The 12,902-nt window shown below is 64.5% G+C and carries 12 protein-coding genes and 1 riboswitch; of the genes, 4 read left to right on the top strand and 8 right to left on the bottom strand.

The window, feature by feature from the left end:
- Positions 1-220: 220 nt before the first annotated feature.
- The gene (gene apaG, locus OSH05_RS08080; RefSeq protein ID WP_104220677.1) at positions 221-613 is read right to left on the bottom strand and encodes a Co2+/Mg2+ efflux protein ApaG; all 393 of its coding nucleotides are present in this window, start codon (positions 611-613) and stop codon (positions 221-223) included.
- Between the two features lie 172 nt (positions 614-785).
- Here apaG and mscL point away from each other — a divergent pair, with 172 nt between their 5' ends.
- Positions 786-1,199, top strand: coding sequence for a large conductance mechanosensitive channel protein MscL (gene mscL / locus OSH05_RS08075; RefSeq protein WP_104220676.1), 414 nt, complete (start codon positions 786-788; stop codon positions 1,197-1,199).
- A 135-nt stretch (positions 1,200-1,334) separates the two neighbouring features.
- Positions 1,335-2,507, top strand: coding sequence for a pyridoxal phosphate-dependent aminotransferase (locus tag OSH05_RS08070; protein ID WP_104220675.1), 1,173 nt, complete (start codon positions 1,335-1,337; stop codon positions 2,505-2,507).
- 69 nt (positions 2,508-2,576) lie between these two features.
- Here OSH05_RS08070 and hemA read toward each other — a convergent pair whose 3' ends face one another.
- The 3 genes from hemA to OSH05_RS08055 all read right to left on the bottom strand — a co-directional run bounded on the left by hemA (position 2,577) and on the right by OSH05_RS08055 (position 5,985).
- Positions 2,577-3,860 (bottom strand): 5-aminolevulinate synthase, encoded by a 1,284-nt coding sequence (hemA, locus tag OSH05_RS08065; RefSeq protein WP_104220674.1) that lies wholly within the window; start codon positions 3,858-3,860, stop codon positions 2,577-2,579.
- Between the two features lie 177 nt (positions 3,861-4,037).
- The gene (locus OSH05_RS08060; protein ID WP_104220673.1) at positions 4,038-4,703 is read right to left on the bottom strand and encodes a hypothetical protein; all 666 of its coding nucleotides are present in this window, start codon (positions 4,701-4,703) and stop codon (positions 4,038-4,040) included.
- An 85-nt stretch (positions 4,704-4,788) separates the two neighbouring features.
- The gene (locus OSH05_RS08055; protein ID WP_104220745.1) at positions 4,789-5,985 is read right to left on the bottom strand and encodes an O-succinylhomoserine sulfhydrylase; all 1,197 of its coding nucleotides are present in this window, start codon (positions 5,983-5,985) and stop codon (positions 4,789-4,791) included.
- Between the two features lie 60 nt (positions 5,986-6,045).
- Positions 6,046-6,126, bottom strand: a riboswitch (SAM riboswitch).
- Positions 6,127-6,209: 83 nt separating this feature from the next.
- Between OSH05_RS08055 and OSH05_RS08050 the strand changes: the two genes are divergently transcribed.
- A complete protein-coding gene (locus OSH05_RS08050) occupies positions 6,210-7,283 on the top strand; it encodes a 2'-deoxycytidine 5'-triphosphate deaminase (protein WP_266352366.1) in 1,074 nt (357 codons plus the stop codon).
- Between the two features lie 34 nt (positions 7,284-7,317).
- Here OSH05_RS08050 and OSH05_RS08045 read toward each other — a convergent pair whose 3' ends face one another.
- The 4 genes from OSH05_RS08045 to OSH05_RS08030 all read right to left on the bottom strand — a co-directional run bounded on the left by OSH05_RS08045 (position 7,318) and on the right by OSH05_RS08030 (position 12,003).
- Positions 7,318-8,313 (bottom strand): ABC transporter permease, encoded by a 996-nt coding sequence (locus OSH05_RS08045; protein ID WP_266352116.1) that lies wholly within the window; start codon positions 8,311-8,313, stop codon positions 7,318-7,320.
- Positions 8,310-9,881, bottom strand: a complete 1,572-nt coding sequence (locus tag OSH05_RS08040; protein ID WP_104221377.1) for a sugar ABC transporter ATP-binding protein — start codon at positions 9,879-9,881, stop codon at positions 8,310-8,312. The genes OSH05_RS08045 and OSH05_RS08040 overlap by 4 nt, the downstream gene beginning before the upstream one ends.
- Before the next feature lie 111 nt (positions 9,882-9,992).
- Positions 9,993-10,916, bottom strand: a complete 924-nt coding sequence (locus OSH05_RS08035; protein ID WP_407660384.1) for a sugar-binding protein — start codon at positions 10,914-10,916, stop codon at positions 9,993-9,995.
- Between the two features lie 274 nt (positions 10,917-11,190).
- On the bottom strand, positions 11,191-12,003 hold the full coding sequence (locus tag OSH05_RS08030; protein WP_104221379.1) for a 2-keto-4-pentenoate hydratase: 813 nt from the start codon (positions 12,001-12,003) through the stop codon (positions 11,191-11,193).
- Positions 12,004-12,113: 110 nt separating this feature from the next.
- Here OSH05_RS08030 and OSH05_RS08025 point away from each other — a divergent pair, with 110 nt between their 5' ends.
- Positions 12,114-12,899 (top strand): SDR family oxidoreductase, encoded by a 786-nt coding sequence (locus OSH05_RS08025; protein WP_104221380.1) that lies wholly within the window; start codon positions 12,114-12,116, stop codon positions 12,897-12,899.
- The last annotated feature ends 3 nt before the right edge of the window (positions 12,900-12,902 follow it).

Raw genomic sequence — 12,902 nt, 5'->3', positions numbered from 1 at the left:
CGATAGAGCCTATCGGAAGTCTCCCTTTTGCTTCGCCTTGCCGCGGCGGCGCAATCTGGCTCACTCTTGCCTGGGCGTTGCCGACCCGGTTTGGATCGCGACCTGACACGGCGTCCGAACCTCTCCGGACACGATCTGACAGAATGCCTAATGCATTTTGGCCTTCACGTCGAGATGGGCGATCGAGATCCAGCCATTCGGGGTATTTGGAGCGTCTCGATCAGTGAACGACGCGGGCCGCGTTGGGCACGTCGAGCGAGAAGGCCGGGATATCGACGAGGAAAAGTTCGCCGGTCTCGGTCTGCATCTGGTAGGTGCCGACCATGATGCCGGACGAGGTCGAGAGCGGGCAGCCGCTGGTATATTCGAAGCTCTCGCCTGGCTTCAGCAGCGGCTCCTTGCCGACGACGCCAACGCCGCGAACCTCCTCCGTGCGCCCGCTCGCATCGGTGATGCGCCAGCAGCGTGAGCGAAGCTGCACGTTCTCGAGTCCGAGATTGATGATCTCGATCGTGTAGGCCCAGACATAGCGGCCTTCGCCGGGCGAGGACTCGTCCTCGGCGAAGCTCGGCCGGACGGTAACCTGGATCGATCGCGTCACCGAACGGTACATCGTCGGCAAACTCCTTGCTTTTCCCGGCTCTTAATCCCAAGCGGAGGCAGGCGTCAACGGCTCGGAACGACGCGGCATGGTCCGATCTCGTCGATTGCCATGCGGGAGGTTTGAATTAAGGTCGGGAGGCGTCGAATCGGGGGCCGCGCGCCGTCAAACAGGGAACTGCGTCATGCTGAAGGAATTCCGGGAATTCGCCTTGAAGGGCAACATGATGGACCTCGCCATCGGTATTATCATCGGCGCCGCCTTCAGCGGTTTGGTCCAGTCGATCGTCAACGACATCATCATGCCGATCGTCGGCCGGATCACCGGCGGCATCGACTTCACCAACAAATATATCCAGCTCGCCGGCGATCCACAGCCGACGCTCGAGGCTGCCCGCAAGGCCGGCGCCACGATCGCCTATGGCAACTTCCTGACGCTCCTGATCAACTTCCTGATCGTCGCCTGGATCCTGTTCATGATCGTCAAGGGCATGAACACGCTGCGTCGGCAGCAGGCCGCGGCACCGGCAGCCCCGGCCCCGACGCCGGAGGACGTTCTGCTCCTGCGCGAGATTCGCGACCAGCTCGCGAAGAAATGACGTCGGCGAGGCTGTGATCGGCATCACAGCCTCGTTCTCTTCAAGATGATTGAAGGATTGGCTCACGAATATTCATGAGCGCGAAGCTGCGCGATCGGCTAGTTTCGCCGTTTCCCTGACCAGTTCGGATGTTTCGTGAACGCCCATTCCAGCCAGCCAGGCCTTCGGCCTGAAGCGAACGAAGCGCCGGAAAGCGGCATCGTCGAAGTCTTCAACTATGGCCGCCATCGCGATGGCCTGATCCCGCTCTGGGTCGGCGAGGGCGATCTGCCAACGCCCTCCTTCATCGGCGAAGCGGCCGCGGCCGGCATTGCCGCCGGCGAGACCTTCTACACCTATCAGCGCGGCATCCCGGAGCTTCGGGCGGCGATCGCGCGCTATCACGAACGGCTCTATGGCGGCGCCTTCGATCCGGAACGTTTCTTCGTCACCTCGGGCGGCATGCCGGCGATCCAGATCGCGCTTCGCATGGTCTCGGGCGTGGGCGATGAGGTGATTGTGCCGACGCCGGCCTGGCCCAACTTCGCCGCCGCGGTGGAAGTCGGCGGTGCCAAGGCCGTCGAGGTGCCGATGCATTTCGGCAATGCGGGCTGGACGCTCGATCTCGACCGCTTTTTCGGCGCCGTCACGCCGCGCACCAAGGCGCTGTTCCTGAACTCGCCTTGCAATCCGACGGGATGGACGGCGACCCGCGAGGAACTGATCACGATCCGCGACTTCGCCCGCAAGCGCGGCCTCTGGATCATCGCCGACGAGGTCTATACGCGCTTCGTATATGAGGGCGAGCGCTCACCGTCCTTCTACGATGTCGCCGATCCCGAAGATCGGATTCTGTACGTCAATACCTTGTCCAAAAACTGGGCGATGACCGGCTGGCGCGTCGGCTGGCTCGCCGCGCCGCCGGCTTATGGGCAGGTGATCGAGAACCTCATCCAGTATTCAAGCTCGGGCACGCCGCGGTTCCTGCAGCGCGCGGGCGTTGCGGCCTTGGACCAGGGCGAGGATTTCATTGCCTTCCAGCGCGAGCGCGCCATCGCGTGCCGGACCATCGTCTGCGACGCGCTGGAGGCTACCGGCCGCGTTCGCTTCCACCGGCCACCGGGCGCGTTCTACCTGTTCTTCTCCGTGGATGGCGAAAGCGATACGCGCAAGCTCGGCCTGCGTCTCGTCGACGAGGCGAATGTCGGCCTGGCGCCGGGCGACGCGTTCGGCCGGGCCGGCGCCGGCTTCATGCGGATGTGCTATCTGCGAAATCCTGGCCAAGTGGCTGAAGCGACGACGCGGCTGGTCGACTGGCTGAAGCGCTGACAGCGACAGCCAAAGGCGCCCCGCCTCGCGGAGGGTCGCCTTATAGCTGATGCATGAATGTCTCGAAGATCAGCCGCCGGCAGTCGATACGGCGAGGCGCTCGACGCCTTCCATGGCCGACGGGACGGCCGAGAACGGGGCCGTGCGGCCGAGCGGCAGCCAGAGGCGGTGCCATACATCGACCAGCGAATCGCGTAAGTGGCCGATCAGGGCCTCGTCATGGCAGGGCGTCGGCGTGATTCTAAGCCGCTCCGTGCCGCGCGGCACGGTCGGGTAGTTGATCGGCTGGATATAGATGCCGTGTTCGTCGAGCAGCATGTCCGAGGCCTTCTTGCAAAGGTCTGGATTGCCGACGAAGAGCGGGACGATATGGGTCTCGGACGGCATGACCGGCAGGCCGGCATGGATCAGGACCGATTTCGTCCGCTGGGCATAATGATGCTGCAGGTCACGCTCGACCTGCGAGGCCTTCAGATGCCGAATCGAGGCTGTGGCGGCCGCGGCGATCGCTGGCGGCAGTGCCGTCGTGAAGATGAAGCCCGGCGCATAGGAGCGCACCGCGTCGACGACGGCCTTGGAGGCGGTGATATAACCGCCCAGCGCGCCGAACGCCTTGGCGAGCGTCCCCTCTATCACGTCGATCCGGTGCATGACGCCGTCGCGCTCGGCGATGCCGGCGCCGCGCGGCCCATACATGCCGACCGCGTGGACCTCATCGATATAGGTCATCGCGCCATATTGCTCGGCCAAATCGCAGATCCCGGCGATCGGAGCGACATCACCGTCCATCGAATAGACGCTCTCGAACACGATCAGCTTGGCGCGGCCAGGCCCTGTCTCGCGCAGCAGCTCTTCGAGATGGGCCAGGTCGTTGTGGCGGAAGATCTTCTTGTGCGCGCCGGAACGCCGGACGCCCTCGATCATCGAGGCATGGTTCAACTCGTCGGAGAAGATGACGCAATCGGGCAGCAGCCGGGCGAGTGTCGAAATCGACGCCTCGTTCGAGACGAAGCCGGAGGTGAAGACGAGACCGGCTTCCTTGCCATGCAGATCGGCCAGCTCCTGCTCAAGCTCGACCAGAGGATGGTTGTTGCCGGAGATGTTGCGCGTTCCGCCGGCGCCGGCGCCCATGCCGCTCGCGGCGCCGACCATGGCGTCGATCACCTTCGGATGCTGGCCCATCCCAAGATAATCGTTGGAGCACCAGACCGTGATTTCGCGCGCGCCGCGCTCGGAGCGCCAGATCGCATGCGGGAAGCGGCCGACGATCCGTTCGAGATCGGCGAAGACGCGGTAGCGCTTCTCACTGTGGAGAGCTTCGATCGCGTCGATGAAGAACGACTGATAGTCCATGAAGTCGGCCTGCTCACTGGAACCATTGCAAACTAGCGAAGGACGACGAGCCTGTCCAATCGCTGTCAGGCGATGCAGCATTCAACTTCGCGTCACTAACCACGCCTGCCGCTCGCCCACCATGGCGCAATTTACCGCATCGGCGGCTTGAATCTCCTTGATGCGGATCAATCGCCCTCAGAAGCCGTGCTGGACGCCGAACGCTACGGAGTAGGTGTCGGGATGCAGGCCGTCACCCGTGCCTTTCCAGCTATAGCTCGCCGTTCCGTAGATTTGATCGACATGGGTGAGCTTGTAGCTCAAGCCGGTGGCGACTTCCGGCGTCACCCAGACATAGTCGAACGCGTCGCGATAGCGCAGCTTGAACATCGTCCAGGTCAGCTTGTCCGAAAGCGCCAGGTCGCCGGCGAGATAGAAGGCGTAGTAGGCGGCCGTCGCGTCGCCATTGGAGCCGAAACCCGTATCGTTCCATGTCACGCCGAGCGCGGCGGAGGGCGTCAGCGAGAAGCGGCCGAAGTCGAACCGATAGGCCGCGTTGGTCTCCGCATAATACTGGCGCTTGCCGTCCTGCTTGATGTCGTCCTTCAGCGAGCCTCCGATCTCGAACGGATCGGCGAAGCGATGCGCCAGCGTCAATTTGACCGAAGTGTCATCATAATGGCCGGCGTCGTGGGACGAGGTCGTCGATGCGAAGAAACTCGGGCTGACCTCGAGGCCAATCGTATCGGCCGGCTTTGCCAGGGTTCCGTCTGGCTGCTTCACCGTGCCGAGATCGGCGGCGAAGGCGGTGGCGGGCATGCCTGCCAGAACAACCATCAGACGATAGACAACGAGCCGCCGCATGATCCGAATCCCCCAACCTATGCGCCATTCTTAGCGCGATCGGGATGCCGCTGTTATGACGCGGCGGCCACAGCGAAGCGCCACCTCACGCCTTGTCGAGCGCCGCCGCGATATCCTCGGCCAGATCGTCCGGATCTTCCAGCCCGATCGACAGCCGCAGCATGCCCGGCGTGATGCCGAAGCTGAGCCGGGCTTCTTCCGACAGACGCTGATGCGTCGAGGTCGAGGGATGCGTGACGAGGCTCTTGGCATCGCCGAGATTGTTGGAGATCTTGATGATCTCCAGGGCGTTGGCGACGCGGAAGGCGGCCTCCTTGCCGCCGTCGATTTCCAGCGCAATCAGTGTCGAGCCGCCCTTCATCTGCTTGGCGACGACGGCCGCCTGCGGATGGTCGGCGCGGCCGGGATAGATCAGCCTCGAGACCTTGGGATGCGCGGCAATCAAATCGGCAAGCTTCGCCGCCGTTTCGGTCTGGCGCTTGACGCGAATGTCCAGCGTTTCGAGACCCTTCAACAGCACCCAGGCATTGAAGGGCGAGAGGCTCGGCCCGGTCTGGCGCAGGAAATTGTGGAGGTGGTCGGTGACATAGGCCTCGTCCGCCGAGAGGATGATGCCGCCGAGCACGCGGCCCTGGCCGTCAATATGCTTGGTCGCCGAATAGACCACGACATCGGCGCCGAGCTCGATCGGCGACTGCCAGATCGGCGTCGCGAAGACATTATCGACCACCAGCCGCGCGCCGGCCTCGTGCGCGATCTTCGCAACCTCGGCGATGTCGATCACTTCGAGCGTCGGGTTGGTCGGACTTTCGAGGAAGAACGCCTTGGTGTTCGGCCGGACCGCCTCGCGCCACTGATTGAGATCCGTGCCTTCGACCAGCGTCGAGGCAACGCCGAAGCGCGGCAGCAATTCGTCGACGACGTAGAGACAGGAGGAGAACAGCGCCTTTGCCGCGACGACATGGTCGCCGGCCTTCAGCATCGAGACCAGCGAGGCGGTGACGGCGGCCATGCCGCTGGCGGTCGCACGCGCGGCGGCGGCGCCTTCGAGCAGGCGCATGCGTTCCTCGAACATGAAGACGGTCGGGTTCGAAAAGCGCGAATAGATGAAGCCGGGCGCCTCGCCCTTGAAGCGCGCCTCGGCGGCTTCGGCGTCGTCATAGGCGAAGCCCTGCGTCAGGAACATCGCTTCCGACATCTCGCCGAACTGGGAGCGGAGCGAACCACCATGGACGAGTTCGGTGGCGGGGCGACGGCGGCGCGGCGATGTGTCTTCGGTCATCTCGAAAATCCCGGACATGAAAAACCCGACCAACAGGCCGGGCCAAACGATCGGGAACGGAGGATACCGCAACCGACCTTTTAGCAACCTTGTTTAACGTGGCGGCAAGCCGGTCGGCTCAAATGGACCACGAACTGGATTTTGATAGGCCCGTTGCGCCTTGGCGTCAATCGGGAGTTCGGATAGGAAGGGCGACCGATATGGGGGCCCACGTGCCGAGCGACATTCAAACCGGAATTCTCTCCGACGACGAGATCCGCGAGGCGTTCGGCTTTGGCTATATCCGCGCGCCGCGGGCGCTCGATGCCGACCAGATCCAGCCGGCCAGTCTCGATCTTCGCCTCGGCCTCGTTGCCTACCGGGTCCGCGCCAGCTTCCTGCCGGGCAAGGCGCTCACCGTCCGCGAGCGCATCGACCAGTTGAAGCTGCACGAGATCGACCTGCAGCCCGGCGCCGTGCTGGAGACCGGCTGCGTCTATATCGTCCCGCTGCTGGAAAGCCTGGCGCTGCCAGCCGATATCGAGGCCTCGACCAATCCGAAATCTTCGACCGGCCGGCTCGATATCTTCACCCGCGTCATCGCCGACAACGCCCAGGCTTTTGACACGGTGCCGCCGGGCTATTCCGGGCCGCTCTATCTGGAAGTCAGCCCGCGTACCTTCCCGATCGTCGTGCGCACGGGCTCGCGCCTATCCCAGATCCGCTTTCGCCGAGGCGACTCCCGTCTCACCGACGTTGAATTGGTGGAGCTGCACGAGCGCGAGCCGCTGGTCGACGGCGCGCCGTCGATCTCCAACGGGCTGCTCGTCTCGATTGATCTCGAAGGTGCCGGTGACATCATCGGCTATCGCGCCAAGCGCCATACCGGCGTCGTCGATGTCGACAAGCGCGCCGCCTGCGATGTGCTCGATTATTGGGAGCCGATCCGACCGCGCGGCAAGGCCGAGATCATCCTCGATCCCGACCAGTTCTACATCCTCGTCTCGCGCGAGGCCGTGCATGTCCCGCCGGACTATGCGGCGGAGATGGTCGCCTTCGACCCGCTGGTCGGCGAGTTCCGCGTCCATTATGCCGGCTTCTTCGATCCGGGCTTCGGCCATGACGCCGCCGGCGGAACCGGTAGCCGCGCCGTGCTCGAAGTCAGGAGCCACGAGGTCCCGTTCATCCTCGAGCATGGCCAGACGGTCGGCCGCCTCGTCTATGAGCGCATGTCGAAGCGCCCGGCGCTGCTCTATGGCGCCGATCGCGGCTCCAACTACCAGGCGCAGGGCCTGAAGCTCTCCAAGCACTTCCGCTGAAGCGGCACGGCCACCGACAGGCCGATGGCCGCCGCTACTCTCCTGGAGCGGCGCTCAGCCGGGTGCTTTCCTTTCGCGAATTGGCTCTGGCGGCGCGGAATCGCGCCAGTTGCTGGTCGGCAATGACGCCGATCAGGATCACCGTGCCCATCACCGCAAAATTGAGCGAACTCGGGATGCCGAGCAGGTTGACGAGGTTCTGCAACTCCTGCAGCAGCACGACGCCCAGCAGCGCGCCGATGATCGAGCCCTCGCCGCCGCGCAGCGAGAAGCCGCCGAGCACCGCCGCGGCAATGGCATAGAGCTCATAGAAATTGCCATGGGCGGACGGGGCGATGGAACGCGTGTACATCGCGAAATAGATCGCGGACACCACGGTGAGCACCTGGCAGATCACATAGGCGGCGATGATGACGAGGCCGGTGCGGATGCCGGAATAGCGCGCCGCCTCTTCGTTTTTGCCGACCGCATAGAGATGGCGCCCGAAGATCGACCGGTGCAGCACCACCCACATGATGATGGCGATGATGATCAAGGCGATGAAGGAGTTGGGCACGCCGAAGCTGCGGCCGGCCGTGAGGAATTCGAGCTCCGGGAATTTCTGGCCGAAGCCGAAACCGGCCGTCGAGTCCTTGGTGTAGAAGCGCGCGAGGCCGCGATAGATCAAAAGGCCGCACAGCGTGACCACGAAGGGCTGCAGGCGGAGCTTGGTGATCAGTAGTCCGTGCACGAGGCCGATGACCACGCCCATGATCAGGACGATGGCGGCGGCGATCGGCCAGGGCACGCCCTGGTTGGCGACCAGATCGACGAACAGGACGCCGGTCAGGGCGATGACGGAGCCGACCGAGAGCTCGATGCCGCCGGTCATGATGACGAAGGCCTGGCCGAGCGCCGATATGCCGAACATGCCGACGAGGTTGGCTGTATTGGCAAGATTGATGGGTAGCAGGAAGCGTGGATTGATCGCGGCGACGACGGCGCCGACCACCAAGATCAGGATGAGAAGCCCCAGATCCTTCTTCGTCATTCCATTCTTCCCTGCATGTTTGCCGACGCGCCGTCGATCGATCTTCCCACTGCCAGCAACAGGATGTTCTCCTGACTGAAATCTTTCTTATCCAGCGTGCCGGAGATCATGCCTTCATGCATGACGGCGATGCGGTCGGACACCCCGATGACTTCCTCCATGTCGCTGGAGATCATCAGGACAGCAACGCCCTTGTCGGCGAGGCCCCGCATCAGCCGATAGATTTCCGATTTGGCGCCGATGTCGATGCCGCGGGTCGGTTCATCGAAGATCATGACCTTCGGGTCCATGGCCAGCCATTTGGCGAGCACGACCTTCTGCTGGTTGCCGCCCGACAGCGAACCGGTCCGCGTCATCACCGACGGCGTGCGGATCCCGAGGCTGCGCCGCTCCCGCTCGGCCGTGGCGACCTCTTTGCGGCGCGACACCAGAAGGCTCCTCGAATGCGCGCCTAAGTTGGGCAGCGTGATGTTCTCGGCGATCGGCAGGTCGAGCAGCACGCCGGCGGCCTTGCGGTCCTCCGGGACCAGGAAGATGCCCTTCTTGATGGCTTCCGTTGCCGAGTGGATTCGCGCTTCCGCGCCGTTCAGGGTGATCGAGCCGCCGAGCGGCGCATCAATGCCGAAGAGCACCTGCGCCAGTTCCGTGCGACCGGCGCCGACGAGGCCGGCGAGGCCGAGGATCTCGCCGCTCCTAAGCGATATGTCGAGCTCGTGATGCGGATAGGCCGTGGTCCGAACGCCCTTGGCCGCCAGGACGACCGGCCCTGCCTTCGCCTCATGCGTCCCGATCTGCACCTTCAGATCGCGGCCGATCATCATCTTCACCATGCGGTCATGCGTGATCTCGCTGCGATCGAGATTGCCGGCGAGCACTCCATCGCGCAGGACGACGACCCGTCCCACGGCGCGCTCGATCTCGTGCAGCCGGTGGGAGATGAAGATGACGGCGATGCCCTCGCTGCGGAGCGCCTCGATGGTCTCGAGCAGCTTCTCGGTCTCGGACATCGGCAGGCTCGATGTCGGCTCGTCGAGGATGACCAGACGCGCATTCATCGACAGCGCCTTGGCGATCTCCACCATCTGGCGCCGTGCTAGCGACAGGTCGGCCAGCGGCGTCGACGGCCCGAAGCCGGCGCCGAGCCGGCGAAGCAAAGGCTCCGCCATGGCGTGCATCCGGTCGTTGTCGACGAGATTGAGAAAACCGCCCCGCCGCGGCTCGCGGCCCACGAAGATGTTGGCGGCAACGTCGAGATTGTCGAACAGGTTGAGTTCCTGATGCACGAAGGCGATCCCCGCCTTCATGCTCTCCGCGACGGTGAACGAACTCCGCTCGACGCCGTCGATCGTGATCGTGCCGGCGTCGGGCGCCGCGACGCCGCCGAGAATTTTCATCAGCGTCGACTTGCCGGCGCCGTTTTCCCCGACAAGGCCGATCACCTCGCCCGGGCTGACCGTCATCGAGAAGTCGGAGAGCGCGACGACGCCCGGATAGGCCTTGCGAATGCCGGCGAGCGACAGGAAGGGCTGGCGCAGATCCTGCGCGGCGGTGGCGGCAACATGGGTCATGAAGGCTCGATCCCGGATGCGAAAGGCGCCGGCCGCGAGAGGGTCGCGGCCGGGCGCCGGGCTCGGCGGGACATCCGGCCGCGCTCAGGAGCGGCCGGTGTCTGCGGCGACTTAGCCGCCTTGCATGGCCTTCAGATTGGCGACGTAGGCGTCGATGTCGGCGGCATGCAGGATCTGGCCGGGAACGATGATCACGCCGTCGGCCGGGATGCCCGACTTGTCGCCCTTGAGGTAGGCGGCCATCAGCTTGAAGCCCTGATAGGCCCACTGGAACGGCTGCTGTACGACCGTGCCGGCAACGGAGCCTTCCTTCACGCCGCCCAGCGTGATCGGATCGTCATCGAACGCGATGACGGTGATCTTGCCGAGCTTGTCGGCATTGCTGAGCGCCTGGTAGATGGCGGGCGTGCTGTAGGAGTAGAAGCCGACCATGCAGGTGATGTCGGGATTGGCGACGAGGACGTCCTCGACGTTCTTTTTGGCGACCGTCTGGTCACCACCGTCCGAGCGGGTGTCGACGAGGGTGATCTGCGTGCCCTTCACGCCCTCGTTGAAGCCCTGCGCGCGCTCCTTGTAGTTCGCGGCGTCAAGATGGCCGACGAAGCCCATGCACTTGCCGCCATTCGGCATCGCCGCCTTGGCGATCTCACCGGCCTGCTGGCCGAGCGAGACGTTGGACGAGCCGATATAGGCGATGCGCTTGCTTTGCGGCGCGTCGGAGTCGGTCGTGAACAGCGCAGTCTGGCCGGCGATCTTGTTGAGATTGTCGGTCGCGTTCGGATCGATGGCCGAGACCATGATCGCGCTCACGCCGGCCGTGACCAGATCGTCCATGATCTGGTTCTGGATGGCGACGGTCGACTGGTCCGGATATTTGAAGACGAGATCGTAGTCCGGAAGCTCACCCTGGGCCTTCTTCATGCCGGCCTCGGCGGCCTTCCAGAAGTCGGCGGCGATGTTGACCACGAAGGCCAGCTGCTTCTTGTCTTCCGCGTGGGCGCCGGTTGCGAAGCCCGCGACCAGGGCCGCCGTCATGGCGATCGATGCAAAACGTTTCATGTTCACTCCTCCCAGAGCGTCGATTATGTGCGGTCGCGACGCGGCACCGAATGCCAATCGTCGGACTTTTCGCGGGTGTGTCTTGTCTCGGATTGAACGTGGTGCGGACTGCCGAGCCGCCACCCTCCTTTCACATGGAGAGCCTCCCGGAAGCGGCTCCTCCAGCCGGTCCGAGCGGAATGATACGACCAATAGCGCGTTCACCGCGGGATCGTCAACGGAGCACAACCCCGCGGAGCCGACGCCGGGTCTATGGGGCAGGCGCCTCGCCGAGCAAGATTTGCACCGAGCCGAGGCCGCCGATTTCGATCCTCGCATCATCGCCCGGATTGAGCCAGCGCGTTTCGACCAGGCTCCCCGTCAGCACGATGTCTCCGGCCCGAAGGTCGATCCCGCGCTCGGCCAGATTGCCGGCGAGGAAAGCGAGCGCGTTCAGCGGATGGCCGAGCACATCGGCGCCAATGCCGCGCCCCACTTCGGCGCCGTTGACGAAGGTAGCGCCGGCAAGCCCGGCCAAGTCTCCGATCGTTCCCGCGGGCACGGCATGGCCGAGCACGCAGCCGGCGGCGAAGAAATCGTCGGCCACCAGGGTCGGCGTGTCCGTGTTGCGCCAATCGGCATAGCGGTCATCGACGATCTCGATCGCGGCGAAGACTTCGCGGATCGAGGCGGCGATCCGTGCGGGGTCCGAAGCGGCTTCGGGCGAGACGTCCTCGCCGAAGCGCACGCCGATCTCGCACTCGATGCCGACGCGGCGGAAATCGGACGGTTGCAGATGGACGCCGCTCGCATGCCGCGTGCCGGCGAACAGCCCGGCCGCACAGGGCGACGGGATGCCAAGATAGGTCTGCATCACCGGCGTAGTGCAGCCGATCTTCCAGCCGATCCGCCGTCTGAAATGCGTCGTGGCGAGCCGCTCATGGACACGATCCTGAATGCGATAGGCACTCGTCAGTTCGGATGGCCGCAGTTCGAAAGGCAGCACCTCGACCATTCGCTGTCCGAGACGTGCATCGGCAAGCCTCTCCGCGGCCAGAGCTTCAGCGGCATCTTTGCCCGGCATGCGGTCCTCCCGCTTCCATCCGGCCTTTCATCCTGGCAACCGGCTTGCTATTGCCGACATTGCCCTTTCATGCTGATAGCAGGCGAGCGAAAGAGCGGGGAGGGATTAACATGGATGTCGGCGTCGACGGCAAGATTCTGCTGATAACCGGAGCCACGCAAGGCGTCGGCGAGGCCATCGCGCTGGAGGCGGCCCGGTCGGGTGCCGACGGCGTGATGGTGAGCGGGCGCAACGCCCGTCGCGGCGCCGATGTCGCCGCCGAATTGGAGGAACTCGGCGCCGAGGCTGGCTTCGTCGAGGCGGCGCTGGAGGATTCAGAGGCGCCCGCCGCGATCTTCCAGGCGACGTTGGACCGCTTTGGCCGTGTCGACGTCGTGATCAATGCCGCGGCGCTCACCGATCGCGGCTCGGTTGCCGATGCCGATCCGGATTTCTTCGACCGCATGTTCGCCGTCAATACGCGCGCACCGATGTTGCTGATGCAGGAACTCATCCGCCACCTGCGCGAACGCAAGGCGCCCGGCGCCATCGTCAATATCCTCTCCGTCAACGTTCATGGCGGCACGCCGGATCTCGCCGTCTACGCCGCCAGCAAGGCGGCGCTCGCGATCCTGACCAAGAACGCCGCCTTCACCCATCGCTTCGACCGCATCCGCGCCAATGGCATCCTGCTCGGCTGGGCTGACACGCCCGGCGAGCGCGACATGCAGGCCAACAAGCTGGGTCACGGCGAGGAATGGCTCGCCAAGGCCGAGGCGGGAATGCCCTGGGGGCGGATGATCAAGCCCGAGGATGTCGCGCGCCTCGCGATATTCCTCGCGAGCGATGCTTCGATCCCGATGACCGGAGCGCTTATCGACCAGCAGCAGGACTATGTCCTGGGCGTTCGCGACTAGCTG

It is taken from the genome of Kaistia algarum (assembly GCF_026343945.1).
In the GTDB taxonomy this organism is placed as follows: domain Bacteria; phylum Pseudomonadota; class Alphaproteobacteria; order Rhizobiales; family Kaistiaceae; genus Kaistia; species Kaistia algarum.
The sequence above is the reverse complement of the archived record's forward strand: the minus strand, read 5'-3'. Positions and strand labels throughout refer to the sequence as shown.